Source organism: Streptomyces sp. NPDC008313, from assembly GCF_042956125.1.
Lineage (GTDB): Bacteria > Actinomycetota > Actinomycetes > Streptomycetales > Streptomycetaceae > Streptomyces.
Genome location: NZ_JBIBFR010000009.1, coordinates 239,186 through 264,630, shown reverse-complemented (window position 1 = coordinate 264,630; position 25,445 = coordinate 239,186). Strand labels below are relative to the sequence as shown.

The 25,445-nt window shown below is 74.1% G+C and carries 22 protein-coding genes; 13 read left to right on the top strand and 9 right to left on the bottom strand.

Features of this window, described 5'->3' with window-relative positions:
* Nucleotides 1–237 precede the first annotated feature (237 nt).
* Nucleotides 238–1,296, top strand: a complete 1,059-nt coding sequence (locus ACFY93_RS14845; protein WP_391357960.1) for a helix-turn-helix domain-containing protein — start codon at nt 238–240, stop codon at nt 1,294–1,296.
* On the opposite strand, the gene ACFY93_RS14840 is transcribed toward ACFY93_RS14845, so the two are convergent.
* The 6 genes from ACFY93_RS14840 to ACFY93_RS14815 all read right to left on the bottom strand — a co-directional run bounded on the left by ACFY93_RS14840 (nt 1,253) and on the right by ACFY93_RS14815 (nt 10,988).
* Nucleotides 1,253–2,623 carry a hypothetical protein gene (locus tag ACFY93_RS14840; protein ID WP_391357957.1) on the bottom strand — a complete coding sequence of 457 codons (1,371 nt, stop codon included), beginning with the start codon at nt 2,621–2,623 and terminating at the stop codon, nt 1,253–1,255. The genes ACFY93_RS14845 and ACFY93_RS14840 overlap by 44 nt on opposite strands.
* Before the next feature lie 149 nt (nt 2,624–2,772).
* Nucleotides 2,773–3,840, bottom strand: a complete 1,068-nt coding sequence (locus ACFY93_RS14835; protein ID WP_391357955.1) for a hypothetical protein — start codon at nt 3,838–3,840, stop codon at nt 2,773–2,775.
* Between the two features lie 7 nt (nt 3,841–3,847).
* Entirely contained in the window at nt 3,848–4,792 is a 945-nt protein-coding gene (locus ACFY93_RS14830) for a hypothetical protein (protein WP_391357952.1), read from the bottom strand.
* A 67-nt stretch (nt 4,793–4,859) separates the two neighbouring features.
* Nucleotides 4,860–8,915, bottom strand: a complete 4,056-nt coding sequence (gene fxsT / locus ACFY93_RS14825) for an FxSxx-COOH system tetratricopeptide repeat protein (protein ID WP_391357949.1) — start codon at nt 8,913–8,915, stop codon at nt 4,860–4,862.
* A 23-nt stretch (nt 8,916–8,938) separates the two neighbouring features.
* On the bottom strand, nt 8,939–9,709 hold the full coding sequence (locus ACFY93_RS14820) for a hypothetical protein (protein ID WP_391357946.1): 771 nt from the start codon (nt 9,707–9,709) through the stop codon (nt 8,939–8,941).
* A 46-nt stretch (nt 9,710–9,755) separates the two neighbouring features.
* A complete protein-coding gene (locus ACFY93_RS14815) occupies nt 9,756–10,988 on the bottom strand; it encodes an FxsB family cyclophane-forming radical SAM/SPASM peptide maturase (RefSeq protein ID WP_391357943.1) in 1,233 nt (410 codons plus the stop codon).
* Between the two features lie 532 nt (nt 10,989–11,520).
* Between ACFY93_RS14815 and ACFY93_RS14810 the strand changes: the two genes are divergently transcribed.
* The 4 genes from ACFY93_RS14810 to ACFY93_RS14795 all read left to right on the top strand — a co-directional run bounded on the left by ACFY93_RS14810 (nt 11,521) and on the right by ACFY93_RS14795 (nt 15,417).
* On the top strand, nt 11,521–12,681 hold the full coding sequence (locus tag ACFY93_RS14810; protein ID WP_391357942.1) for a TIR domain-containing protein: 1,161 nt from the start codon (nt 11,521–11,523) through the stop codon (nt 12,679–12,681).
* Complete coding sequence (locus ACFY93_RS14805) at nt 12,678–13,751, top strand: hypothetical protein (protein ID WP_391357941.1); 1,074 nt, start codon at nt 12,678–12,680, stop codon at nt 13,749–13,751. Before ACFY93_RS14810 ends, ACFY93_RS14805 begins: the two co-directional genes overlap by 4 nt.
* Before the next feature lie 101 nt (nt 13,752–13,852).
* Nucleotides 13,853–14,905 (top strand): TIR domain-containing protein, encoded by a 1,053-nt coding sequence (locus ACFY93_RS14800; protein ID WP_391357938.1) that lies wholly within the window; start codon nt 13,853–13,855, stop codon nt 14,903–14,905.
* Nucleotides 14,887–15,417 carry an HIT domain-containing protein gene (locus ACFY93_RS14795; protein WP_391357935.1) on the top strand — a complete coding sequence of 177 codons (531 nt, stop codon included), beginning with the start codon at nt 14,887–14,889 and terminating at the stop codon, nt 15,415–15,417. The genes ACFY93_RS14800 and ACFY93_RS14795 overlap by 19 nt, the downstream gene beginning before the upstream one ends.
* 7 nt (nt 15,418–15,424) lie before the next feature.
* On the opposite strand, the gene ACFY93_RS14790 is transcribed toward ACFY93_RS14795, so the two are convergent.
* Nucleotides 15,425–15,877: a hypothetical protein gene (locus ACFY93_RS14790; protein WP_391357933.1), complete on the bottom strand. Its 453-nt coding sequence runs from the start codon at nt 15,875–15,877 to the stop codon at nt 15,425–15,427.
* A 61-nt stretch (nt 15,878–15,938) separates the two neighbouring features.
* Here ACFY93_RS14790 and ACFY93_RS14785 point away from each other — a divergent pair, with 61 nt between their 5' ends.
* From ACFY93_RS14785 to ACFY93_RS14760, 6 genes are all read left to right on the top strand, one after another.
* Entirely contained in the window at nt 15,939–16,376 is a 438-nt protein-coding gene (locus ACFY93_RS14785) for a hypothetical protein (protein ID WP_391357930.1), read from the top strand.
* Between the two features lie 34 nt (nt 16,377–16,410).
* Nucleotides 16,411–16,806, top strand: a complete 396-nt coding sequence (locus tag ACFY93_RS14780) for a TOBE domain-containing protein (protein ID WP_391357927.1) — start codon at nt 16,411–16,413, stop codon at nt 16,804–16,806.
* Nucleotides 16,807–17,003: 197 nt separating this feature from the next.
* Nucleotides 17,004–17,831 carry a molybdate ABC transporter substrate-binding protein gene (gene modA / locus ACFY93_RS14775; RefSeq protein ID WP_391357925.1) on the top strand — a complete coding sequence of 276 codons (828 nt, stop codon included), beginning with the start codon at nt 17,004–17,006 and terminating at the stop codon, nt 17,829–17,831.
* Nucleotides 17,828–18,688, top strand: a complete 861-nt coding sequence (locus tag ACFY93_RS14770) for an ABC transporter permease (RefSeq protein WP_391357922.1) — start codon at nt 17,828–17,830, stop codon at nt 18,686–18,688. The genes modA and ACFY93_RS14770 overlap by 4 nt, the downstream gene beginning before the upstream one ends.
* Entirely contained in the window at nt 18,685–19,773 is a 1,089-nt protein-coding gene (locus ACFY93_RS14765; protein ID WP_391357919.1) for an ATP-binding cassette domain-containing protein, read from the top strand. Before ACFY93_RS14770 ends, ACFY93_RS14765 begins: the two co-directional genes overlap by 4 nt.
* A 226-nt stretch (nt 19,774–19,999) precedes the next feature.
* Complete coding sequence (locus ACFY93_RS14760) at nt 20,000–20,809, top strand: DUF4142 domain-containing protein (protein ID WP_391357917.1); 810 nt, start codon at nt 20,000–20,002, stop codon at nt 20,807–20,809.
* Between the two features lie 70 nt (nt 20,810–20,879).
* Here ACFY93_RS14760 and ACFY93_RS14755 read toward each other — a convergent pair whose 3' ends face one another.
* Nucleotides 20,880–21,410, bottom strand: a complete 531-nt coding sequence (locus ACFY93_RS14755; protein WP_391357914.1) for a MarR family transcriptional regulator — start codon at nt 21,408–21,410, stop codon at nt 20,880–20,882.
* Between the two features lie 339 nt (nt 21,411–21,749).
* Between ACFY93_RS14755 and ACFY93_RS14750 the strand changes: the two genes are divergently transcribed.
* Nucleotides 21,750–22,955 (top strand): protein kinase, encoded by a 1,206-nt coding sequence (locus tag ACFY93_RS14750; RefSeq protein ID WP_391357911.1) that lies wholly within the window; start codon nt 21,750–21,752, stop codon nt 22,953–22,955.
* Between the two features lie 3 nt (nt 22,956–22,958).
* Here ACFY93_RS14750 and ACFY93_RS14745 read toward each other — a convergent pair whose 3' ends face one another.
* Complete coding sequence (locus ACFY93_RS14745; RefSeq protein ID WP_391357909.1) at nt 22,959–24,512, bottom strand: hypothetical protein; 1,554 nt, start codon at nt 24,510–24,512, stop codon at nt 22,959–22,961.
* A 306-nt stretch (nt 24,513–24,818) separates the two neighbouring features.
* Here ACFY93_RS14745 and ACFY93_RS14740 point away from each other — a divergent pair, with 306 nt between their 5' ends.
* Complete coding sequence (locus ACFY93_RS14740; protein WP_391357906.1) at nt 24,819–25,238, top strand: ATP-binding protein; 420 nt, start codon at nt 24,819–24,821, stop codon at nt 25,236–25,238.
* The last annotated feature ends 207 nt before the right edge of the window (nt 25,239–25,445 follow it).

Below are 25,445 nucleotides of genomic sequence, written 5' to 3'. Positions count from 1 at the left end.
CCGGGTTCTACCGTCCGCTCCTGCCGGATACCGGCAGGAGCGGACGGCAGAACCTCCGTCGTGCTCCCCTCGCAGCCATCCTGCCCGCGTCCGGCACCCGGGCGCATTGCCGGATCCCGGCAAGGTTCCGTAGGGTCTGTATGCCGGACGGGCGCCAACCGGGCCCGTCCGCCAGGCAGTCGGCGCGGCGACCACCGCGCCCGGCCGCGGAACCGGGACCGGGGAGGACGGGCGCGCATGGCGGGGCGGGAGATACCGGAGCCGTATCTGAAGGGCTACGCGCAACTGCTGGCCGACGTGTCGCGGACCGGCCGCCGGCTCACCCGCGACGAGATCGAGGAACGGCGCGCCCTCGGCGAGCAGGCCGCCGAGGACGGCCACGGGCTGCGCGCCCTGGTGAGCGCCCACCTGACCGCCACCCGGGCCGCCTGGCCCGGTGTCCCCGGTACGGCCGACAGCACCCTGGCCGCCGTCCAGCAGGCCGTCGACGCCTTCGCCGAGGGGTTCGAGCGGGCGCAGCGCCAGGCCGTGCGCCAGGAGGAGGCGGCGCGGCGGGAGTTCATCGACGACCTGCTCTACGGGCGCAGCGACCTGGGCCGCCTCGCCGAGCGCGCCGAGCGCTTCGGGCTGCGCCTGTCCCACGCGCACGCCGTCGCCGTCGCCCAGGGACCGGCCGCCTACGACGAGGGCGACCCGACGCCGCGCCAGGTGGAGCGCGCGCTCCTCGCCCGGTTCGGGAACCGCGACATCCTGCTGACCACGAAGGACGGCCGGATGCTCTGCGTCGCCGCCGGTGACCAGGAGGAGGTGCTGGTCCACTTCGCCAAGCAGGCGTTCGCCGCGACCGGCGGGGGCCGGGTGGCGATCGGCCGGGTCCAGCCAGGCGCCGGCGGGGTCGTCCACTCGTACGAGGAGGCTTTGAACACCCTGGAGCTGGCCGAGCGCCTGGAGCTGGAGGGTCCCGTGCTGCGCGCCGCCGATCTGCTGGTCTACCCGGTCCTCAGCCGCGACCGGCAGGCGCTGGCCGACCTCGTCGAGAGCGCTCTGGGACCGCTGACCACCGCGCGGAGCGGGGTGCGTCCGCTGCTCGACACGCTGACCGTGTACTTCGACGCGGGGTGCGTCGCGGCGGAGGCGGCCCGGCGGCTGTCGCTGAGCGTGCGCGCGCTGACGTACCGGCTGGAGCGCATCCACCAGCTCACCGGCGCCGACCCGGCCGATCCTGCGCACCGCTACATGCTGCAGACCGCCGTCATCGGCGCCCGGCTGCTCGACTGGCCCGGCCGCGCGCCGTGACGCGGCGTCCCGCCCCGCTCCGTACGGCCGGGGCGGGCGGAGGCCCCGGCGCGAGCGGTCCGGCGCCCGGGGGCGGCGGGGGCGCCGGGGGGCTGGGCTCGTCGCGGCGGCTCCAGCGGGAGCCCGTCCACAGGGTGTTGGCGGCGAAGTGCAGGCAGTTGACGGTCATGACGGCCGGGGCGACGATCGCGACGGCGCGCGGGAAGGCGGGCTGGAGCGACAGGGCCAGGATGATGGCGGTCACCCCGTTCTGCTGGCCGAGCGCCAGCGCGACGCGGTCCACCCGGTCGAGCCCGCGCGTCAGGACGGAGCCCACGGCGACCTGGGCCGCGTACGCCGCCGCGCCGAGCACCAGGCCGTACGGCACGTCGATGCCGTCGACCAGCAGCAGCCCCAGGGTGAACGCGGCGACCGCGTAGGCGGCCCGGGTGACATGGGCGAGGTGGCGGGTCAGGGCCGGGGGGCGGAAGAAGAGGCCCGCGGCGGCGACGCCCAGCATCAGCGCGAACCCGGCGGCCACCAGGACCAGGGCGAGCAGCGCGAGGGCGGCGAGGGCCTGCACGGTCCGCGGCCACCGGGCCGGGTCGGTGCCGCAGGTCCGCCGCAGCAGCAGCCACAGGGCCGCCGCCCCGGCCACCAGCAGGGCGTTCCACCCCAGTTGGGCCGCGTAGTCGAGGGCGTCGGCGGGTCCGATGACCGCCGAGTCCGCGCCGTCCGCGCCGGTGGAGCCGTCCAGGGCGCTCAGGGCGAGGGGCGCGGTGTAGGCGGTGAGCAGCACGGTGACGGGGTCGTCGAAGGACGCCCAGACGGACAGGACGGTCCGGCCGCGCGGCGACATCCGGGAGGATCCCTGCAGCGCGGCGACGGACAGCGGGTCGATCTGCGCGACGGCGACCGCGAGGATCAGGTAGGCCGGATCGTCCAGCGCGAACCAGAGCACCGCGGCGATCAGCGCCGCCTTGGCGACGACGCCCACGGTGACGGCGAGCAGCAGCAGCCGCAGGTCCTCGCGGGCCTCGCGCAGGGAGATGCCGGACGTGCTGCCGTACAGCCCGACGGCGAGGAGCAGCAGGGTGAGGAAGAGATAGACCGGGGAATCGCTGAGGTCGCCGGTTCCGGTGCCGGCCCCGGTCGCCCAGCCGAGACCGATGACCCCGAACAGGACCCACAGGTGCCCGCCGGCGCGGAGAAGCCCGCGACCACGCGCTCCCCGGCCAAGGCTCGCGTCGGCGCCCGTACTCCCTGCCGTCCCCGCGTCCGAGCCCGCGTCCGAGCCCGAGTCCGAGCCCGCGTCCGAGCCCGAGTCCGAGCCCGAGTCCGAGTCCATGGACATCACCCCCGTCCGCCGCCCTGTCGCCGCCCGACGTTAACGGTCCCCTGTCGACGGGCGCCGAGAAACAGGGATTTGTGCCACTCGGGGAGTGAATGCTGGGCGAAAACCGCCTTGCACCACACGCTCGGCCGATGGCCGCCTCGTCATGGGGTGCCGGTGTCGTTCTCCCGCACGGTCCGCTCGACGGCCTCACTCAGCGCGTTCATGCGGCGGTCGGTCTGGAAGACCCGGTCCTGGTGCAGCGTGACGCCCAGCAGGAAGGCACCGTTCCCGAGGGCGAAGTAGTAGAGAGCCCCCTCGTCGACGTCCAGCACCGTCCGGGTCAGCCTGCCCGGCAGCACCGCCTTCAGCGAGTGGTCGAGGCGCGCGACGACGAACGGCAGCCGGCGCGCGATGTCCTGGTAGCGCTCGCGCCGCCCCTGTCTGCTGATGTTGCTGAAGAACGGTCCGAGCTCGGCGAGTTCCAGGACGTCCACGGCGACGGATCCGGCGGCCGGATCGACGTAGGCCGCGTAGTGGAGGTCGTCGGCGGACAGGGCCGCGGCGCACAGGGCCCGGATCCCGCTCACGTCCTGCCCGAGCACGCCGAGCCGGTCGGTGTGCAGGGCGTCCTCCTTCGAGACCGGCCCCGGCACCACCCGGCGGGGCGGCGGTCCGGGCTGGGTGGGGTTCTCCTCCTCGAACCCGCCGTAGTTCAGCCCCCGCCGGCGCAGCACCTCGCCGAAGCGGGTCGCGAGCCGGGCCATCGCGCGGTCGCCCGCCTCGTCGTTCTCCTCGCCCAGCGAGACACCGGTCAGATACTCGCCCGGCCGGACGAAGTAGTGGTAGACGGACGCGGAGCCGAGCCGCAGCACGGTGCGGATCAGGCGTCCGCTCTCCACCGGGCGCAGCGCCCGGTCCATGCGTCCCAGCAGGAAGTTGAGCTGGCGGCCGATCCGGATGTACGTCTCCCGGCTGGAGGCGGCGTCCTCACCCTGCGGGAGGACGGCCGACGGGCCGAGACCGTCCAGGATGTCCACCGAGTAGTTGTAGACGCCTCGGTGGTAGGCGGCCACGTGGTGCAGGCCGTCCGGGTGCAGCGCCTCGGCGCACATCGCGATGAAGTCGTCGCTGTCGGAGGTGACGTGCGCGGCGCGCAGCCGTGTCTCGGCCGGGTCCTGGGCCCGTCCGGCCCGGGTGTCGGATCGGTTCTGGTCCGCGGTGTCCACCACGCCCCCCTCAGTAGATGTCGAAGCCCGTACGGAACAGGTCGGGTTCCAGGGCCTCCATGCCCTGGCAGAGCGCCGTCCAGAAGGGGCTGTGCGCGCCGGGCAGCGCCCCCTTCGCGATCTCGTCCGCCGCGCGCGGGTCGTACGGCAGGCCGAAAAGGGTCCGCACCGGCAGTGTGTCCCCGCGACGGCCCTGCCGGGGAGCGCTGTTCGCGCCCTGCCCGGGCAGGCCCGCGAGAGGGCCCGGGCCGTGCCCGTTCGTGGTGTGGCGCCGACCGAAGCCGTGCGCGAAGTGGGCCGGTTCGGGACTGTTCGCGAGGTGGCCGACCGTCTTCGGCAGCAGTCCCGCCCGCTCCAGGTGGCCGAACAGCCGCAGCGTGTCCGGGTGGGCGCGGGCGTCGGCGCGGCCCACCACGAAGATGTGCTCGACGGTCTCGCAGATCCGCCGCGTCCTGGCGTTCCAGCCGTGGCCGCAGTCCACCAGCAGGCATCCCGCGATCTCGCCGAGCCGCTCCACCGCCCGGCCCATGACGTCCGGCAGATCGCCGAGCGTCGTCAGGGCCGCGCTGCCCGGGGCGCGCATCGCGAGCAGGTTCATGTCGCCGTCGCGCCCGTCGGAGGAGCGCAGCTCCTGCAGCCGGTGCTGGATGCCGCGGTCGCGCAGACGCCTCTCCCGGTCCAGGGCGTAGCCGACGAGGCCGCCGCCGCCGTCCCCGGCGCGCGCGCCCACCCCGTACGCGTCGTCGGTGCCCGGGACCTGCCAGGCCCGGAGCAGGGAGGTCAGGCCCCCGGTCAGCAGGTCCGCGTCCATGAGGATCACGTTCTGCCCGCCGGGGCCGGTCCGGTGGTCGATCATCACCCCGGCGGTGGCGGTGACCAGGGTCGCGCCCTCGCCGGGGCGGGCGGAGACGACCGCGACCGACCACGGTCTGCCCAGCTCTCTCTTCTCCCTCACCGCCACCGCCCCGCCTCCTCGCCCGACCGCCGTGTCCGTCCGCTGCCCGTCGTCCCGCGCGGGCCGGTCAGATGTACGGCATGTCGATGTCGAGCTCGACGCGCTCCACACCGGGCACCGTCCCGGTGCCCTGTCCGCGCGCCTCGCTGTCCTGCAGGTTCGTCGCCGCGAACCCCGTCAGCGGATGCTCCGCCCCCAGCCGGGCCCGCAGCTGGCCGTAGGTGCGGCGGTCCGTCTCCAGGGCCTCGGCCGACTCCCCGGTGAACACCAGGGCGTTGGCGCGGCCCAGGGCCGCCAGAAGGGTCAGCGGATGGGCCGAGCCGAGCGACGCGGACAGGCCCCGCCAGCCCTCCTCGCTGAGCTCGGCCATCCCGTCGAGCCGGCCGGCCGAGCGGAGGCACAGGGCCAGGTTCGCCTGCGCGATGTGCAGGAACGGGTGCCCGTCCCCCCACCGCTCGTACCCGGCGACGACCTCCTGGGCCAGCCGGCAGGCGTCCGCGTGGCCGCCCAGCAGCCGCAGGTCGGCGGCGAGCGCCAGCAGGGTGGCCAGCCGCTCGTGGTGGTCCGGGCCGCCGTAGGCGAGCCAGCCCGCCGCCGCGTCCGAGTCGTACTTGCGGGCCGCCCGGATCGCCTCGTCCGAGTCGGCGCTCCCGACGCGCCGCAGGGTCGCCGCGAGCCCGCGCGCCGCCTGGAGCGTCGCCGGGTCGGTCTCCTTGAAGCGCTCCTCCGCCTCGTTGAACGCCGTGCGCAGGGTGCTCAGCGACGTCGCGTAGTCCCCGGACTCCCGGTAGCGGTTGCCGAGCTGGGCGGCGACGCTCCAGGTCATCTCGTGGTCCACGCCGAGCACCCGGCGGCAGCGCTCGTACGTCTCCCGGGTCAGGTCGAGGGCCTCCGCCGTCATGCCGACCATGGCCAGCGACAGCGCCAGGTTCGACGAGGCCATCAGGGTGTACGGATTGTCGAGGGTGAAGCGGTCGGCGAGGATGTCCGCGGTCGACTGGTCCTCGGCGAACGCCTCCTGGACCCGGCCGAGCGCGCGCAGGTCGGCGCCCCGCCCGGTGGCGCTGCGCAGGGTGTACGGGTGGTCGAGCCCGAGCCGGGCGCGCAGCCGCTCCAGCGCCGTGCGGTTGATCTCCTCGGACTCGGTGAACCGGCCCGCGTCCCGGTGGATGTTGGCCAGCTCCACGTCGAGCCGGAGCAGGAACACGTCCCCGGTGCGCTCCACCGGACCGTACCGCTCGCTCCATTCGTGGCGCAGCCGCTCGGCGAGCCCGAGGGCGGCGGTGAGACGGCGCGCCCGGCGCCGGTACCGCACCTGGTTGACCAGCCAGCGCCGCACCTCCGCCTCGTCGCTGTGCACGGCGTCCGACGACTCGACGTGCAGGTCGAGTTCGGCGAAGACGGCGGCGTGCGCCGGGTCGTCGGCCTTCCGGTCGCGCGGGGCCATCGACGCGAGGACGTGCAGGGCCGCCGCGCGGGACTCGGCGAAGTCCTCGGGCGACATGCTCTCGCACAGGAACGCCAGGCCCATCGGGTCGCCGACGACCCGGTCGATGCCGTAGTCGACGCGGATCAGCGCGTGCTGGGTGAGCGCGTGGAACGCCGCCCCGGCGGTCGCCGGGGTGAGCGGCTCGCCGCCGGGCGGGCTCAGCCAGTCCAGTGCGGCCCGGCAGCGCAGCACGTCGCTCGCCGGGTCGATGGACACGCCCGTACGCGAGAGGTGCGCCAGCAGCCGCAGGAGCCGCTCGGCGCCGGGGTGCACCGAGCGCAGCGACTCCATCGACACCGACCAGGAGTCGCGGGCCTCGTCCGGGTAGCGGGCCGCGGGGGCGGGCCGGCCGCCGGCGGTGCCGGACGCCGCTTCGGCGGTCCCGGGCTCCTGGCCCGTGGCGCGCCCGCCCATCGCCGTCCGGTACGCGGCGATCGCCTCCTGGCGGGGCACGCCGCTCTCCTGGTGGAGCTTGATCACAGCGGCCGCCTGGTCGACGACCCGGGGCAGCCGGCCGGACACGGCGAGGATCTCGTCGGCCCGTTCGGTGGCGAGCCCCGGGAAGTGCCGGCGCAGCTGTTCGCGGGCCTCGTCCCCGGTCGGCACGTCGACCTCGTGCTGCCGGCCGACGGCGCCCCAGTCCTGGGTGTCCGAGGTGATCAGCACATGGCTGCTCCCGCCGCCGGGCAGCAGGCCCGCCAGGTCCGCGGGGCGCCGCGCGTTGTCGTAGACGAGCAGGAACCGCTGGTGGTCGCCGTGCCCGCCGGCCAGGGCGGACAGCGTCTCGCGGACGGCGTTCGGCGCGGTGGCGGTGGTGACACCGAGCCGGGCGCCGAGCTCGGCGAGCTGTTCGCCGATCCGCTCGGCGCTGTCCGCCTCGATCCACCAGATGGCGTCGTAGTCGGCGGCGAACCGGTAGGCGAACTCCAGGGCGATCTGCGACTTCCCGACGCCCAGCGGGCCGGTGAGGATCACGGGCGCGGCCGGCCGGCCCGGCGGGAACTCGTCCCGCAGCCGCCCGACGTACGCCTCCCTGCCCTGGAAGTTGACGTTCTGCTGCGGGGCGAACCACAGGCCGGGCGTACGGCCGGGGAAGCGCGCCCCGCCGGAGCCGCGGTCACCGGGCTCCTCCCGGTACTCACCCTGCTGCCCGTTCCCCGAGAAGTGGTTCAGCAGCAGCTGCCGGGCGCCCTCCTCGTCCATGCCCTGCAGCAGCGGCCCCCGCAGGTCGTTGATGGGCGGTCCGACGAGCGCCTCCTCCACGCGCACCGGCACGATCGCGCCGTCGACCGAACCGAGCCGGCCGCCGGCCCGCAGATGCTGCTCGATGACGGCGTCCACCTCGGGCGCGGACTGCAGGGCGGGCGAGACCACGATGATCGTGTACGTCGGCTTGACGTCCGCGCCGCCGTACGACGGGCCGGGTCCCGCCAGGGCGGGGGTCCCGGAGTGCTGCGGCACCCCGCCCGTCGTCTCGCAGCTGATGCCGACGCGGGCGAGCACCGTCCGGATCCACTCGGCCCAGCGGCGGTCCCGCGAGGCGTGCACGATCCGGGCGGTGCGCGGGCCGGTCGGCCTGACCTCCGCGAACCGCTCCGCGTACCGGAGCCGGACCGCCTCCTTGACCGGCCGGACCTGGGACACCTTGCCCTGGCTGACCTCCTCGGCGATCCGCACGTACGCGTCGAGCTGGGGCGAGCGGCTGCCGGGCAGCAGGGTGAAGGGGACCAGGACCTCCTCGTACGCGAAGGCGGGCTGGTGCGTGACCTCCACCTGGCCCCAGTACTCCTCCAGCGTGCCCCGGGCCAGCGGGCCGACCAGTCCGTCGAACCGGCCCTGCACGTAGCCGCGCCGCCGCCTCGCCTTGCCGGGGTCGAAGTGCTCGACGCGCATGGGGACCGGAAGGAGGCGGATGTCCCGCCGGGCCTCCCGGGCCTGCTCGTGGACCTGCCGGATGACACCGGCGGTGCCCTCGATCGACTGGTTGCTCAGGTTGAAGCCGGCGACGAGGACGTCGGGCAGCCAGAGCGTGCAGATGCTCGCGTTGTCCGAGTGACCGGTGCGGCTGTCGATGAGGACGTAGTCGTAGTCCCCGTGCCGTAACCGCTCCCGCAGCGCCTGCACGTACCGCTTGCCCTGGCGCTGCTGGTAGAACGAGGCCCAGTCGAAGAGGGCCACGTCGCTGCTGTACCGGTCGTTCTGCACGCCGGGGCCGAGGAAGTCGATCGACCCGGGCGCCCTGAAGTGGGTCCAGCGCAGGGTGTCGCGGTGCTGACGGACGTCGGTGTGCAACTCCAGCAGGGCCTCGACGCGCCGCTCGTGCTCCGGTCCCTCCAGCTCTTCCCGGGCCAGCGCCTCGACGTCCCTCCCGTATCCCCTGACCATGTCCACCACGCCGGCGCTGGACGCCAGTTCGGGATCGTTGAGGAAGGGGCGCAGGAAGCGGTGCAGGCCCGGGGACTCCAGGTCCCAGTCCACCACGAGCACTCTGCAGCCCTCGGTGGCGAGGATCCAGGCGACGTTGGCGAGCGCCATCGTGCGCCCCACACCGCCCTTGTACGAGTAGAAGGTGACGATGGTCGCCGGTTCATGGGCGGCCCCGGCGCCGGGGGACTCCGGCTCCACGCTGCTCATTGATGCTGCTCCACGTGTTCGCGTCAGCCATGTGGTCCGCGGAGGATGGGACGCTCGCCTTCCCCCGGGGATGAGAACCACGATCTGGTGCGGGGAGGCGAGTCCGGCCGTTCAGCGACGGGCCCCCTCGGGGTGTCGTCCTGTGGCGAACCGGTGCGCCTGCCGTGCCACGGTACCGGCACGGGGGCAAGGTGCATATCCCACGAGACGACGGAAGTACGGGACATAGTCCTGAATGGGGTGAGGTAGCCGACATCACGTGCGGTCATCGTGGGCGGTGAGCGGTCCGCGACCGCGAGGACCTGGTCGGCGACGCTGCGCAGCACCCTCACGTACCCCCCGCGGGCGCCGGGGTCGCGGATCAACTGGCCCACTCCGCGCCGCGGATAGTCCCCCGCCGTCGTGCCCGAGCGGCGGGCGGTCTCCTCCGCGAACCGGGCCGGTAACCCCGCGGCGTTCCACACGACCCCGACCGGGACTACCGAGGCGTCCCCGGTGCGGTGCAGCCGCCAGTTCACCCGCTCGTCGAAGACCGACAGGTCGTAGGTGCACGACGGGCTGCGGAAGTACTCCTGCGAATAGAGGACGACCAGGCAGCGGCAGTTCATGGCCGGTGTGTCCGGCGGTGGTCCGGCGCGCCGGTCGCATCCCCGGTAGTCGGCCAGCACGCCGTCGAATCTGCTCTCCGCGCCCAGCCGCCCCTTGATCTCCGTCTGCAGGTCGGCGTGGAAGAACTCCACGTCACGCCGGCCGCTGCCGCCCACCGCATGGCTGATGAAGAAGTACGGGACCATGCTTCCCCCCCCGTTCCCACCTGGGCCCCCTGGATCCATCCCCTGATCAGTGCAACGGTTCTACATCGGCGGACCTCCCCATGATAGGGAGAATCGCCCCTCCTGTAACCGCCTTGTGACAGTCCTTCGCGAGAGCGCGCAGACTGCCGCTGACACGGTCGCGCACGTGCTCGATCAGGGCGCGTAGATCCGCGCAGTAGCACGAGGGGTTGTCGAACCCGTTCTCCCGCCGGTAGCGGTGCGTCCGCAGCCCGCCGCCGCAGATGTCCACGACCGGGCACGCACGGCACTGTGCGCACAGCCCGGTGATGCCCGCACGCTCCGCCGCGAAACCGGGATGCGTGCCCGCTTCGTCGAAGCCGTGCGCGTCGATGTGGTAGCCGGTGTGGGCGGCGCCCTCGTGGACCGCCTTCAGGATGTCGTTCTGCTCGATGCTCCCGTCGGGCTGCACGACCACCACGTCGGATCCCAGCGCCCCCCACACCTCACTGGTCGCCGCCCCGCCCAGATGCAGATCGACCAGCGAGTCGAACAGCCGCACGGGCACCTCACGCTCGGGAGCGTCGTACCAGCGGTCGAAGGCCGCGGCCAGCCAGCGCGCGTACGGCAGCGCGCCCGGCTCGGCGGGCAGCCCCGGCGGCGGGAACTGCCAGGTGCCGTGCGGCATCAGCAGATCCAGCACGGGCGGCTCCTCCGCCACCAGCGCCTCGTACGTGGCCACCGGGTCCGCGTCGAGGGACACCGTGCACAGCAGGCCCCCGTAGAGCGGGCGGTACTCGGGGTCGCGCAGCAGTGCGAGGGACCGTACGACGTCGGCGTGGCTGCCCCGGCCCGAGTGGTGGCGGCGGCGCCGGTCGTGGGCCTCGCGGGTGCCCTCCAGGCTGACCCCGACCCGGACGCCCCAGGTCCGGAAGACGTCCAGGTAGGTGCGGTTCAGCAGCGCGCCGTTCGTCTGCACCACCACGTCGAGCGCCGTGTCCAGGCCGCCGAACGCGGCCCGCAGCGCCTCGGCGAACCGGCCGATCCTGCGCGGCCCGGCCAGCAGCGGCTCCCCGCCGTGCAGCATCACCCGGGCCACCGGCGGGCGGTGCCGGCGCACGTGCTCGGCGATCCGCTGCACCGTGCGCTCCATGACGGCGGGCGGCATCACCCGGGGCTGGGCCGACCAGCCGCTGTCCCGGAGCTCGTACACATAGCAGTCCGGGCACGCGAGGTTGCACCGACTGTGCAATTTGACGACGAATTGGGTGAATCCTCGCGGTGTCGGCTCACACGGCACTGTGCCACCTCGGGGGGACGGCCTCCCCCGACGGAGCACCTGCGCGCCGCTCCTGCCTCAGCAGGGCCTCGACCACCGCCGAACGTGGTATCCGCTCCAGCCATCCGACGGGCAGCTCGCCCGCCAACTTCCGTAAGTCGCCCACTGATTGAGGAGTAGTACTCCCCGCCTCGCTCCGCATGGCGCCCAGGCCCCCATTCCCCCCGCGTCCCCCCGGATCCGACCCCCGACACGCGTGGGAAGGGCACCGGTCACAAGGCTTCCGAGCTGTCTCGACGGCATTTCCGGCCCTGCTAAAGTCCGGGTCTCGTGAGCCGTCGGCGAATATCCACCCCGCACGCCTGACATGTGCCCGTGTGCCCGACGAGTGCGCCCGTCAGGTCCCTTCACTGTACCCAGCGCGGTCAAGGAAACCTATCCTCGGTAATCGGGGGTCACCGGACCGACTGGAGCTACGACGTCGCGAAGCCCATGTCCATGCCAGTGAGTGTTCCGCCCTGCCGGACTACCGGCGGCAGTCTGCGAGGGGCGCGTGGATCAAACCGTCAAGTACGCCTACTTCTACACCAGTTGCACCCGCAGCGACGGCTGGCCCGCCATCAGCCGGTTCCACGCGGACCTGGAGTACCGGCTGAGGGTCCAGGAGGGCCTGTGGGTCAGCGGCGTACTCGGACCGCAGCTCGGCTCGGGGCCCGTCCTGGAGAGCGGCATCGCGGGAGTGGGAGCGATGATCGCCCTGTTCTCCCCCGCGTACTTCACCGACCGTGACTGCGGTCTGGAGTGGGCGGTCTTCCAGCGGCGCAGACGCCTGCACAAGGCCCGGACCGGGCAGGACGCGCCCGAGTGCCTGATCCCCCTGCTCTGGGAACCGGTGCCCCCCGGCGACTTCCCGCCGGACACCCCGCCCCTGACGGACTGGCCGACCGGCCCCGAGTGGGACGGCAGCTACGGACGCGAGCAGTACGCCGCCCGGGGACTCGCCGGACTGATGCGCGAGGACACCGCCGAGGCGAACGAGGCGTACTTCTCGCTCATAGGGCAACTGGCCCAGCGCATCGCCGACCTGCGCCGCGTCGGCTTCACCTCCGTGGAGGACGCCGACGAACTGCGTGACCTCGAACCCGAGTTCGGTATCCGCAGCCAGCCCCGCGGCATCACCCTCACCGGCGGCACGGGCAGCACCGGGATCGCCGCCCACCGGACCGTCTCCACGGGCCCCGTCGTCCGCCCCGTCGGCCTGTCCTTGCCCGCGCCCCGCTCAGCCCCGCTCAGCGTCGCGATCAGCTACGTCGGGGCCGACCAGCCCTGGGCCGACTGGATGGAGGAGGTCCTCGGGCAGGACGGCCTCGCCGAGGTGCGGCAGGTGCGCTGGCAGACCGAGCGCGAGTCGCTGACCGACACGGTCGGCCGGGCGCACGAGGCCGGTGACCGGGTGGTCGTCATCTTCTCCCGCAGCTACTTCGCGGCCGGCTCCACCGAGCCCCTGGACTGGCAGGAGGCGTTCGTCGGCCCGGACAAGGGATGGCTGATCGCCCTGCAGATCGACGCGGAGCCCCGGCCGCTCCTGGTGCGCCGCGGTGTCCCGGTCAAACAGCTCGACGGATCGGACGAGTCCCGGGCCGAACTGCTGCGCAGACTGGTGCGCGAGGTCGGCCTGGTCCTGCCGGACCCCCGCGAGAGGGACCGCCGGTGACCCTTCCGCCTCCCCGCTCCCCCGGCACCCCCCGCTCCGTCACCGCTCTCCCGCCCATATCGAACCTCCCCGACCGCAGTCTGTTCTTCGAGGCCCGCGACGAGGAGATCGCCGCCCTGCTGAAGCTGCTCAACACCTACGGGCAGGTGCTTCTGCATGACGACCCCGCACCGCCCCAGGGCTTCGGCAAGACGCAGACGGCCATCGAGTACGCCTACCGCTTCACCCATCGCTACGACGTGGCGTGGCTGTTCTCCTGCGAGGGCGAGACCGACGACGCACAGCTGTGCGGGCTGATGGACGAGCAGTACCGGCAGCTGTGGAAGAGGTGGGACCAGGAGTACGGCGCGCCCCCCGAGGGCCGGCCCGACAAGCGCTGCCTGTTCGTCTACGACAACGTCCAGGACCCCGACCGCATCCACGAACACTTCTTCCCCGGCCGGGGCCACCGGCTCATCACCTCCCGCTCCCCGGGCCGGACGTGGGGGGAGAACCGTCTGCAGCTGGGCGGCATGACCACCACCCAGTCCGAGGCGCTGCTGATGCAGCACGCGTCGGAACTGGACCCGACGCAGGCCGAGTTCCTGGCGGCCCAGCTGCGAGGACACCCCGGTCTGCTGCTCACCTGGGCGGAGGAGGTGATCCGCACGGACTTCGCCACCTGCGCCAGGGCCCTGGACGGGAACTCCGACACGGATCCGGCCACGCCGCCCGGCGGCATCCCGGTACTGACCCACGGCAGCGCCGGCACCGGTACCTGGTCGGAGCGCCGGACGCTGATCGAGGCGCTGGTCCGCTCACCGGTCGGCCGGAGCCGGGAGACGTACGACGTCTGGCTGGAGACCGTCGCGCTCATGACCGGCACTCAGATCCCGGTGAACGACAGCGGCGTCCTCAGGAACCGCATCGTCTCGCTCGTCAACTTCGCGCTCCACCAGGACACCTCGGACGTCCTGGCAGCTCTCGCGGGTGCGCTGGGAGACCTCGGTGGCGAGGAGCGGGACACCGTGGCGGTGCGTCAGCTCGTCGACAAGGCCGTCAAGGCGTGGGACGGCAAGCAGCAGCGCTGAGGGCCGCCCGGCGGGAAGACGCCGCATGCGCCCCGCGGATCGGCGACCATGGGAAGGCCGCCGGACCGTTCGCGCCGCGGCACCGGACACCGGGAGGGCCCATGACCCAGCCGCCGTTCTTCTTCACCAGCTACGCCGTGCGGCGCGCCGACAGCGCGCTCGTCCAGCGGTTCCACGACCGCCTCCAGGACGAGGTGGAGATGAAGCGGGCCAGAACCGCCTCCCGCGAAGGGTTCCTCGACGTGGGGTCCCTGAAGCTCGGCGAGAACTGGCGGCCCCGGCTCAGCCGGGCGCTCGGCTCCACCCGGTTCCTGGTGGCCCTGCTCTCCGACGACTACTTCGAACGCGAGTGGTGCGGGCGGGAGTGGGCCGTCATGGCGGAGCGCGTGCGCCGCGCCGCCCCCGCCGAACCGGTCGCCCTGCTCCCGCTGTTCTGGGTCCCGGTCACCCGCGCGTTACCGGACGAGGTAGCGGCCGTGCAGTACCGGATGCCGCGGCTCGGCGCCGCCTACACGGACGACTGCCTGGTCAACGTGATGCGCGGCGACCCGCGCGCGTACGAGAAGTTCGTCATCGAGCTGGCCGACTACATGGTACAGGCCTCCGCCACGCCCCTCCCGGTGATGGACGGGGAGACGGCGGGGCGTTTCGCCCCTGCCTTCGGGCTGCCGGCGAGGACGGAGGCCGCGCCGGGGGCCGGGACGGGCACGAGGGCGGACGCCTTGCCGGACGGGGGCACCGGGGCCGAGGCGCGTACGGAGGTGGCCGGGCCCGCTGGGGCGGCCGTACCGTCCGCCGCCGCGGGCCCGGCGTCCGCCCCCGGGGCCGGCGATCCGGCGATGAGCGGGGCGGAGCGGCGCCGGCTCATCGAGCTGATCCTCGCCTCCGACGTGTGCCGCGGCCGTGACGCCTGGGACGTGTACGTGGACAGCGTCCGCGAGCTGACCGGCCCCCGGCCGCTCGGTCTGCTCAGCGACGGCGGGCAGCTCAGGACCCGGGTCGTCGCCCTCGTCAACGCGGCGCTGCGGCACCACACCCCCGCTCTCGTCCTGGCCGTCGGGGAGGCGCTGGCGGACCAGACGGGCGAGGAGGGCGCCGAGGAGGCGCTCCGTCTCGTGACGGCCGCGGCGGCGCGATGGCCGCGAGACCGGTGACGGACCGCCCCGGAGAGGGGCGGCGCCGGGGCGACGGCCCCCGCTGCCCGTTCTGCGACATCGTGCGCGGCGCGGCGTTCGGCCGGATCGTCCACGAGGACGCGGACTCGGTGGCCTTCCTGCCGCTGCGGCCCGCCACCGACGGGCACGTGCTCGTCGTGCCCCGCCGCCACCTGCGGGACCTGTGGGACCTGGACGACACGACGGCCGCGGCGCTCTCGCGGAGCGTGCTCACCGTCGCGCGCGCCGTACGGGCCGCCTTCCGGCCGGACGGGCTGAACCTCGTCAACTCTGCGGGCGCGGCCGCCACCCAGACGGTGATGCATCTGCACGTCCATGTCGTGCCCCGCTTCGAGGGCGACCGGGTGGGCTCCTTCTGGCCGCGCTCCGGGTCTCCGGGGCGGCCGGAGGCCGCGCCGTCGCCGCGGGAGTGGGAGCCCGGCGTGCTGGACCGGACCGCCGAGCGGATCCGGCGCGCGGCACCCGGCGGTGTGCGCGACGCGCACGGGTGACGGGGTGTCAGGCGGTCAGCAGCGCGACCAGGAACGCCACATGGGCGGCGCCGAGGCCGCCGTAGAAGAGCGAGAGGGTCGGGGAGAAGGCGGCGCGGGCCCAGTCGACCTCGGCGGCGTACGGGTGCGGGTCCATGGTGAAGGGCTCGACCGTGCCGCCCGGCTGTCTGACGGCGTCGTACAGCCTGCGGAACAGCCGCTCCTGCTGGAGGAAGTAGCCGTCGAGGAACCAGAAGGCCACGAGCGCCACCAGGGCCGTCGCGGCCACGGGCCAGCCCGCGCTGCCGGCGGCGAAGGCGAGCAGACCTCCGGTGAGCGTCAGTGACCAGCCCTTGACGAGGAAGGAGTTGTTGGCCAGCCGCGCGACGACCCCCTGGATCAGTTCGAGATGCTTGACCTGGTCCGGATGCAGGACCTGATGGCTCGTGCCGGCCGGGGCCCCCTCGTCCCTGCTGTCCATCCGGCAAGGTTATCGTCCGTCGGCACACCCGGTCCCGGGTCCGAGAAGGGAACCAGACGCCATGACATCCCCCGGCACGAACCCGTCCGGCGACGGTCACGCGGGCGGTCCCGCCCGCCCGGACCCCGGCGAGCCCGTCCCCCGCGTCCTCGCCGACGTCCGGGCCCTCACCGCACTCACGGAGGCGCCCTCCGGAGCCCTGTGGAAGCTGGCCGAACCGGGACGCCAGCTCGACGCGAACCTCGTGCACCTGCCGCCCCGCGGGCACGTCGACACCCACGCCGAACCGGACCTCGACGTCCTCTTCCTCGTCACCGGCGGAAGCGGCACGATGTCCGCCGCCGACGACGGCACCGAGGGCCCGCGCACGCTCGCCGAGGGCACCCTGATGTGGCTCCCGCACGGCTCGCGCCGCAGCCTCGCCGCGGGCGACGACGGGCTGTTCTACCTGACCGTCCACCGGCGCCGTCCCGGCCTGCGGATCCGCAGCGCGCCCTGAGCCGACGCACGGGGCGCCGTCTACTGTGACGCGTATGCAGTCCTACACGATCGGCCAGGCGGCGCGGCTGCTCGGCGTCAGCCCCGACACCGCCCGCCGCTGGGCGGACGCGGGCCGGGTGGCCACCCACCGCGACAAGAGCGGACGGCGGCTCATCGACGGGCGGGACCTGGCCGCCTTCTCGGTCGAGGTCGCCGCGGGCACCGGCGGCGAGGAGGACGTCCCGTACACCTCGGCCCGCAACGCGTTCCCCGGCATCGTCACCGCCGTGAAGCTCGGCGACGTCGCGGCGCAGGTCGAGATCCAGGCGGGTCCGCACCGGCTCGTCTCGCTGCTGACCCGCGAGGCCGTCGAGGAGCTCGGCCTGGAGGTCGGCATGGAGGCCACGGCCCGCGTGAAGTCGACCAACGTGCACATCGACCGCGCCTGACGACCCACTCCGTACGAACGCACATGCGTGCTTCGAAGCGCCCGGTGCTCGCTCATGCGAACCCACCAGTGATCTCGCCTGGCATCTGCGGCATGATGGTCTTCTCGTTGCGGCCCTCGCGCGTCGCGTCTCCGCCTGCCGTTCCGCATGCGGGTGCGCGGACCGCGTGGGCACGGTACGGAGGACAAGGGAGCATCATGATCACTCGTTCCGCACGCCCCACCCGCCGCACGCTCCGGGCGGCCGGGGCCGGTGCCGCCGCGCTGCTGGCGCTGAGCGCGTGCTCGTCGTCCTCCTCCGGCTCCGGACCGGACGGCTCCTCGTCCGGGTCCGGCCCGTCCGGGAAGCTGTCCGGCACGGTGACCGTCTTCGCCGCCGCCTCGCTCGAGGAGAGCTTCACGACGCTGGGCGAGACGTTCGAGAAGGCCCACCCCGGCACGGAGGTCACCTTCAACTTCAACGGCAGCGACAGCCTCGCCGCGGGCATCACCAGCGGCGCCCCCGCCGACGTGTTCGCCGCCGCCAGCCCCAGGACCATGGCCGTCGTCACCGACGCGAAGGACGCCGCCGGCACCCCCTCCACCTTCGTGCGCAACCGCCTGGAGATCGCGACCCTGCCCGGCAACCCCGACCATGTGTCCTCCCTGAAGGACCTCACCAGGTCCGGCCTGAAGGTGGTGCTGTGCGACAAGAACGTGCCGTGCGGTGCCGCCGCGCTGAAGGCGCTGGACTCGGCCGGACTGAAGCTCACCCCCGTCTCGTACGAGCAGGACGTCAAGAGCGCCCTGACGAAGGTGGAGCTGAAGGAGGCCGACGCCGCCGTGGTGTACCGGACCGATGTGCGGGCCGCGGGTGACAAGGTGGAGGGCGTGGAGTTCCCCGAGTCCGCCGACGCGGTCAACGACTACCCGATCACGCTGCTCAAGGACGCACCGAACGCCGCCGCGGCCAAGGCGTTCATCCAGCTGGTGAAGTCCGCCGAGGGCCGGAAGGTCCTGAGCGAAGCCGGGTTCCTGACGCCGTGACCCCGCTCGACAAGGACGCCCCGGGCGGCGGGAGGCCTTCGGCGCGCGGGCGCCGGGGCCGTCCCGCCGGTGTCCGGGGCGCCCCTCCGCTTCCCCTGCTGCTGCCCGCGCTGGCCGGTCTCGCGTTCCTGCTGCTGCCGCCGGCCGCCCTGCTCGTACGGGCCCCGTGGCACAGCCTGCCGGACCAGCTGACCAGCACGGAGGTCTGGCAGGCGCTGCGGCTGTCGCTGCTCTCCGCGACCGCGGCCACCGCCGTCAGTCTCGTCCTCGGGGTGCCGCTGGCCTGGCTGCTCGCGCGCACGGAGTTCCCCGGACGCGGTCTCGTACGGGCGCTGGTCACGCTGCCGCTGGTGCTGCCCCCGGTGGTGGGCGGTGTCGCGCTGCTGCTGGCGCTGGGCCGGGGCGGCGTCGTCGGGCAGTGGCTGGACGCGTGGTTCGGGATCACGCTGCCGTTCACCACCGCCGGAGTGGTCGTGGCCGAGTCCTTCGTGGCCATGCCGTTCCTCGTCATCAGCGTCGAGGGCACCCTGCGGGCCGCCGACCCGCGCTACGAGGAGGCCGCCGCCACCCTGGGCGCCTCCCGGTTCACCGCGTTCCGCCGGGTGACGCTGCCGCTGATCGCGCCGGGGGTCGCCGCGGGCGCCGTGCTGGCCTGGGCCCGCGCGCTCGGCGAGTTCGGGGCGACCATCACCTTCGCCGGGAACTTCCCCGGCCGCACCCAGACCATGCCCCTGGCCGTCTACCTCGCCCTGCAGAACGACCCGGCCGCGGCGATCGCCCTCAGCCTGGTGCTGCTCGCCGTGTCCATCGCGGTCCTCGCCGGTCTGCGTGACCGCTGGATGACGGCGGCCTCATGACCGGCCCCGACGACGCCGGACGCGTCCCCGCGAGCCCGCCCCCGGCCGGCCTCGACGCCCGCCTGGTGGTCGACCGCGGCTCCTTCCACCTCGACGTGGCGCTGGCCGCCGTCCCCGGTGAGGTCGTCGCGCTGCTCGGGCCGAACGGCGCCGGGAAGAGCACCGCGCTGCGCGCCCTGGCCGGGCTCACCCCGCTCGCGGGCGGCGGCCGGCTCCTCCTGGACGGCACGGACCTGGACGGCACGCCGCCGGAGTCCCGGCCGGTCGGCGTCGTCTTCCAGGACTACCTGCTCTTCCCGCACCTGTCCGCGCTGGACAACGTCGCCTTCGGGCCGCGCTGCCAGGGCGTGCCGAAGGCGGCGGCGCGCGCGCAGGCGGCCGAGTGGCTGGAGCGCATGGGACTGGCCGGGCACGCGGGTGACAGGCCCCGGCGGCTCTCCGGCGGACAGGCACAGCGGGTGGCGCTGGCCCGCGCCCTGGCCACCCGCCCCCGGCTGCTGCTCCTCGACGAACCGCTCGCCGCGCTCGACGCCCGCACCCGGCTCGACGTGCGCGCCCAGCTCCGGCGCCATCTCGCCCGGTTCGAGGCCGTGGCGGTCCTCGTCACCCACGATCCGCTGGACGCGATGGTCCTCGCCGACCGGCTCGTCGTCATCGAGAACGGCGAGGTCGTGCAGGAGGGAACCCCGTCCGGCATCGCCCGCCGTCCGCGCACCGACTACATCGCCCAGCTCATCGGCCTCAACCTCTACCGGGGGACCGCCGCGGGCCATCGCGTACGGCTGGACGCCGGGCCGGAGATCACGACCACCGAGGACCTGGACGGGCCCGTGTTCGTCGCGTTCCCGCCGGGCGCGGTCACCCTGCACCGGGACCGGCCCACCGGCTCCAGCGCGCGCAACCTGTGGCGGTGCGAGGTCGGCGGCCTGGAGACCCACGGCGACCAGATCCGCGTGGACCTCACCGGCGAACTGGCTCTCGCCGCCGACCTGACGGCCGTCGCCGCCGCCGAACTCGGCCTGCACGCGGGCTCGTCGGTCTGGGCGACGGTCAAGGCGGTCCAGACGCACGCCTATCCGGCCTGACCCGGGGCCCCCGCCCGTACGCGCCTCCGTACGGCCGGCTCGACGTACGGCCGGCTCGACGTACGGCCGGCCGTATCGGTTCAATCCGCACGAAGATTTTACCCGGCGCGATGGTTTTTCCCGGGCCCGCGTCCGTATAGGGAGGCGTCCGGACCGCTCACCGCGGATTCACGACACGGTCCGGCGGAGCGCTCCGCCGGACCGTCGTCCCACGCCAGGAGGCTCAGTGCGCATTACACGGAACGTGGCGGGAACCGTCTTCGTGGGCGGCGCGCTGTCGATGACCATCATCGCGCTCGCCTACCCCGCCATGCTCGGTGTGCAGAACACCTCCGGCTCGCCGAGCCGCGTCATCGCCAACACCCGGTACGGGCCGCTGACCGAGGCCGACCGGGACTTCGTCGTCAAGGTGCGCGCGGCCGGTCTGTGGGAGTACCCCGTCGGGCAGATGGCGCTGAAGAAGGGGACGACCAAGGCGGCCAGGACCGCGGGCGAGCACCTGGTCAGCGGGCACGCCGGACTCGACGCCACGTGCCGGAAGATCGCCCCGGAGCTGAACATCACGCTGCCCAACCAGGCCTCCCCGCAGCAGCAGGGGTTCGTGGCCACGCTGTCCTCGGACACCGGCAAGCAGTTCGACAGCGACATGGCCAACATCCTGCGGGTGACGCACGGCCAGATCTTCCCCGCCATCGCGAAGATCCGGGCCACCACCCGGAACACGCTGGTCCGTCAGCTGGCCGACCAGGCCAACGACACCGTCCTCGACCACATCACCGTGCTGGAGAAGACCGGCCTGGTGAACTTCGACTCGGTCAACTTCCAGCAGAGCACCCCGCCGAAGCTGCCGCAGGAGCAGCTGACCCCGCCGGCGCCCCAGCCCGGAGCGCCGGTCCTCGTCCTCAGCCCGCCGCCGAACGCCTCCAGCACGTCGGACGGATCCGGCACCTCGGACGGGTCCGGCACCTCGGAGGACTCCGGCACCTCGGGCGGCGGGGTGGCGCCGGAGGTGACGCCGTCGCCGACGGTCGGGTGAGCGCGGGCCGTACGGCGGGCCCGGCCGCCGCCGCGGGCGCGAAGCCGGGGCGGCGGGTCCGCGCCGCGGCTCAGGCCTCCCCGGCCGCGCCGTTCCCCCAGCCGAGGGGGTGCGCGCCGGTGTCGTCGGGGCCGGCGGCCGGGGGTTCACCGCCCGCCTCGTTGAAGGCGCCGAGCGCCTCGACGAGGGCCGCGCGCTGCGCCGGGGCGAGGCGTTCGACGATGACGGCGATCTCGTGGCGGCGCCGGGCGCTGACGTCCCCGACGGTGCGCCGGCCCTCGTCGGTGAGCTGGAGAAGGGTCTCCCGGCGGTTGTCCGGGTTGATCCTGCGGTCCGCGAGCCCGGCGGCGATGAGCCGGTCCACCATGCGCATCGCGGTGGACGGGGCGACCTGGAGCAGATCGGCGAGCGTGACCAGCTTGGTGGTCCCCCGGGTGTGCAGCACCATCAGCATCCGGATCTGCGGCAGGGTCACCCGCTCCTCGACGGCGGCCAGCGACCGGGCGGAGACGGCGACGAGCAGCCGTGACGCGGTCAGAACCGCCCTGGTCACCGCTTCGACATCGTCCACGCCCCCCGAGGGGGCCTCGCTCTGCGCCATGCCCCCTTTCTACCTCGGGCCCCACCGCCACCGGCGCCCGCCGATACTGGCGATCACATTTTGCACTGTGCAATGATCGGCCGGTGGACCTGCCCGGCGGCCGGGCGCCGGACGGTGCCCGGGAGTGATGACGGCAAGGTGACGCGGCAGGGAAAGGCGCACCGGCCGCCGGCAGGTCCCGCCTCCCGCTCCCGCCGAGGTCACGGCGGAGCGAGGCCCGGCGACGGTTTACTCTGAAGCCGACACGAAGCCATCCCTCTCCCGCGCGCGGGTGAAGTGCGTTTCGTGCCTGTGGAGTTGCCGGGGGCCGTCTGGATCGGGGTGGGTACGCAGGTGCTGGTGGCGGATCGGTATCGGCTGCACACGACCGTCGGGCGGGGCGGCATGGGCGAGGTGTGGCGGGCCACCGACGAACTCCTCGGCCGTACGGTCGCCGTGAAGCTGCTGCTGGCGCAGGACGCCGATCCGTCGGCGGCCGCCCGGTTCCGGATGGAGGCGCAGACCTCCGCCTCACTGAGCCACCCGCACGTCGTCGGCGTCTTCGACTTCGGCTCCTGGGAAGGCCGCTTCTACCTGGTCATGGAGCTGGTCGAGGGCGGCAGCCTGGAGAACCGGACCCCGGGCAGCGGCCGGCACGCGCCCGACCGGGTCGCCTCGATCGCCGCCCAGGCCGCCGCCGGGCTCGCCGCCGCCCACCGTCAGGGCGTGGTGCACCGCGACATCAAGCCCGGCAACCTGCTGCTCGGCGCCGACGGCACCCTGAAACTGGGCGACTTCGGCATCGCCCGCTTCCTCGACGACCCCGCCGCCGGGCTCACCACCACCGGCCAGATCGTCGGCACCGGCCTCTACCTCGCCCCGGAGCGCGCCCTGGGCCAGACCGCGGGCCCGCCGTCCGACGTGTACTCGCTCGGCTGCGTCCTCTACCAACTCCTCACCGGCCAGCCGCCGTTCCGCGCCGACACCGCGACCGCGCTGCTCTACCAGCACGTCGACACCCCGCCCGTGCCGCCCCGGGAGCTCGGCGCCGCGCTGCCGCCCGCATTCGAGAACTACCTCCTCGGGCTGCTCGCCAAGGACCCGGCGGACCGGCCGACCGCCCGGCAGGTCGCCGACTGGTTCGGCGGCGACGCCTGGCGCGGCCGCCCCGAACCGCTGCCCAGCGCCGCCCCGGTGCCCGCCGCGATCACCGCGGCCGCCCCGGGCGGATCCGCGCCCCGCCCGGCCCAGGCACCGGCGCGCGCCGCGCACTCCCGCTCCGCGCACGGCCGGGAGGCGGGGGCCGCGACCACGTACCAGCTGCCGGCCGGCCGCCGCGCCGCGCCCACCGGGCGCAGGCGCTCCGCTCCCGCCCGGCGTCCCGCCCCGGCGGACCGGCGGCGCGGTCTGACGGCGCTGGCCCGCCGGCGGCCGAGGGTCGCGGGCGTCCTCGCGGCCGCCGCGCTCTTCACGGCGTCCGTGCTGATCGGCATGGCCTGGTTCGCCCCGGCCGACGACCCGGGCACGCCGCCGACGACCGAGCCGACGGCCGCCGGGCCCAAGTAGGCGCTACCGGGCGGCAGAGGCCGCCATGGCCGCCGTCGGAGCCACGTACGCGCGCCCGCTGAGGCCGTCGACACGGCGCTCCCGCCAGGTCCGGGCGTACGCGGGCGGCGCCTCGCCCGGCTCGGTGAGCACGGCGACGGGCAGCAGCTGGGCGGTGCGGCCGATCTCCGCCTCGGTGGCGTTGGTGTTGTGCCCGGTCGTCTGGAGCGAGGAGCAGCCTGCGTAGAAGGCGATCGGAATGGCCTCGTACCCGCTCAGCGCGCACGGCGGCCGGACGCCGAGCCGGTGCAGGGCCGCCGCCCCGCGCGCCCAGTCGCGGTGGGAGTCGGTGGTGCGGTGGACGGCGCCGCGCAGCACCGTGTACTGCACCGCCAGATGCCCGGCGAGGGCGAGCACGACCAGGGTCACGGCCGCCGGACGCCAGGGTCTGCCCCGCGCGGTGACCGCGTGGACGAGGACGTCGGCGACCGGGAGGGCCAGCAGCGCGTAGACGGGGAGCAGGAAGCGCGGCGCCGCGTATCCGATCATGAAGAGGTAGGGGAGGGCCGCCGTGGCGGCGCAGACGAGCGGCAGCAGGGTCGGCGTGAGGCGCCGGTGCCTGACGGCGAGGGCCAGTCCCAGCGCGGCCGCGACCGGCAGGGCGCACCACCACGCCAGCACCGCCGGGGCGGGCATCGGGGTGTCGCACGGACGGCACAGGACGTCCCCGCCCAGGCTGCGCATCTGGTCGCCGATCGCCACGTTCCAGCCGAGGCCGCCCTGGATCCGGGCGGCCTGGTCGAGCCGGGCGCCGAGGCCGCCGTAGTCGACGTACGCCTCGACGGCCCACTCGACGGCGCCGGGCAGCAGCCCGGCGGCCAGGGCCGCGCACAGCCGGACCCGCCCCGGGGTCCGGACGCACAGCAGCAGGGCGAGGAGCGGCAGGGCGACCCAGACCGCGTCGGTGGGCCGCATCCACGCCAGCAGCATCGCGCTCGCGGCCACGCCCCACACGGCGACCCGGTCGTCCGGGTCCGCACGGGCGCGCAGGACGTGGCCGACGCAGGCCAGGGCGCCGATGGCGACCCAGTAGTTGGGCATCGCCTGCGGGCCGTAGAACAGGGTGATCCAGAGCGTCGCGAACAGCCCCGAGGCGACGGCCCGCACGTGCGGCGGGAACAGGCCGCGCCACGCGTGGAACGCGAGGAACAGTCCGAGGCCGGCCAGCACCGCCAGCCAGACCCGCAGCAGCACCGTGGACGACGACCACGCGGCGACGGGGGCGACCAGCAGCGGGACGCCCCGTGCGCGCGGCGCGCTGAAGAACGCCGCCGGACTGTGGCCGGACACCTGGCTGACGTACACGGTCTCGTCCCAGCCGAGACCCATGCCCGGCGGTACGACGAGCAGCTGGGCCAGTGTGAAGGCGCCCGCGGTCAGCGCGGGCGGGAGCCCGCCGCGTCCGCCCGCCCTCGCGAGAAGGCGCGCGGCACGCGGCCGAAGGGGTGGTCCGGGCCGGGGAACGGTACCGGCGGGAGGGGTGTCCGGGGCGCTGACGCCCCTCACCGTCTTGTCCATCGGCGGCTCTCACCCCTGACGTCTGCTCAGACCCGTGTCCCACGACGCCTTGTGGCAGTGCCTGTCCGCCGCACCCGCCAGCATGCGTACATATATGAAGATCACGGACAAATTACACCGGGCTCCGGCGGAACGCCGGGTGGACGGGGCCGCGAGGGACGCGGATTCCGCCGTCCCGGGCCGGTTGCCGACGTGTCGGCGTGGGCATCACCGGTGAGGCAGGACCGTCCGCGCGCCGGGTCGCGCGGGGCCCGTCGGCGGTGGGACCGCCGGGCACAGGTGGCCCTGGAGGGGGAGTGAGGTGTCATGCGTGCGTACTGGCACGCTGTCCGGCGTACCGCGCGCGTCGAGTACGCACTGCCGCGGGAGGCCGTTTCGGCCGGGAGGGCACGCGAGCTGACCACCGCGTTCCTCACGCGGCCCGGTCCGCGGGTGACGGCGCCGACCGTCGACCAGGTGGACGACGCCCGGCTCATCGCGTCCGAGCTCGTCGCCAACGCCGTGCGGCACGGCCGGTCCGGCTGCCGGCTGCGGCTGAAGGTGGGGCGCGGCCGGGTGACCGTCGAGGTCCACGACGACAGCCCCGGCAGGCCCCGGGTGCGCACGCCGGACACCGAGTCGGAGAGCGGCCGCGGCCTGGCGATGGTGGAGAAGCTCGCCCACCGTCTGGAAGTCGTCAGTACGGGCGTCGGCGGCAAGACCGTCCGGGCGGTACTGGCGCAGTGAATTGCGGAGGCCGTCCGGAAAAACACCGGGTGAACGGGACCGACCGGGTGAGGAGAGCGGCGCGTCGGGTGAATTGACACCCAATACCCGGAAGAGCGAGGCATAAACCCCGGGAAAAGCAGATGACAAAAAGCGGCCGGCCGGGTACCGCACACGAAGTGCGGTACCCGGCCGGCTCAGCCCGTGACGACCTGTGTCAGCGTCGGG

What these genes read in the sequence shown, in the direction of transcription:
- ACFY93_RS14845 (WP_391357960.1), top strand. Translation starts at nt 238, where the DNA reads ATGGCGGGGCGGGAGATACCGGAGCCGTATCTGAAGGGCTACGCGCAA.
- ACFY93_RS14840 (WP_391357957.1), bottom strand. Translation starts at nt 2,623, where the DNA reads ATGGACTCGGACTCGGGCTCGGACTCGGGCTCGGACGCGGGCTCGGAC.
- fxsT (WP_391357949.1), bottom strand. Translation starts at nt 8,915, where the DNA reads ATGAGCAGCGTGGAGCCGGAGTCCCCCGGCGCCGGGGCCGCCCATGAA.
- ACFY93_RS14820 (WP_391357946.1), bottom strand. Translation starts at nt 9,709, where the DNA reads ATGGTCCCGTACTTCTTCATCAGCCATGCGGTGGGCGGCAGCGGCCGG.
- ACFY93_RS14800 (WP_391357938.1), top strand. Translation starts at nt 13,853, where the DNA reads ATGACCCAGCCGCCGTTCTTCTTCACCAGCTACGCCGTGCGGCGCGCC.
- ACFY93_RS14795 (WP_391357935.1), top strand. Translation starts at nt 14,887, where the DNA reads ATGGCCGCGAGACCGGTGACGGACCGCCCCGGAGAGGGGCGGCGCCGG.
- ACFY93_RS14790 (WP_391357933.1), bottom strand. Translation starts at nt 15,877, where the DNA reads ATGGACAGCAGGGACGAGGGGGCCCCGGCCGGCACGAGCCATCAGGTC.
- ACFY93_RS14785 (WP_391357930.1), top strand. Translation starts at nt 15,939, where the DNA reads ATGACATCCCCCGGCACGAACCCGTCCGGCGACGGTCACGCGGGCGGT.
- ACFY93_RS14780 (WP_391357927.1), top strand. Translation starts at nt 16,411, where the DNA reads ATGCAGTCCTACACGATCGGCCAGGCGGCGCGGCTGCTCGGCGTCAGC.
- modA (WP_391357925.1), top strand. Translation starts at nt 17,004, where the DNA reads ATGATCACTCGTTCCGCACGCCCCACCCGCCGCACGCTCCGGGCGGCC.
- ACFY93_RS14765 (WP_391357919.1), top strand. Translation starts at nt 18,685, where the DNA reads ATGACCGGCCCCGACGACGCCGGACGCGTCCCCGCGAGCCCGCCCCCG.
- ACFY93_RS14755 (WP_391357914.1), bottom strand. Translation starts at nt 21,410, where the DNA reads ATGGCGCAGAGCGAGGCCCCCTCGGGGGGCGTGGACGATGTCGAAGCG.
- ACFY93_RS14745 (WP_391357909.1), bottom strand. Translation starts at nt 24,512, where the DNA reads ATGGACAAGACGGTGAGGGGCGTCAGCGCCCCGGACACCCCTCCCGCC.
- ACFY93_RS14740 (WP_391357906.1), top strand. Translation starts at nt 24,819, where the DNA reads ATGCGTGCGTACTGGCACGCTGTCCGGCGTACCGCGCGCGTCGAGTAC.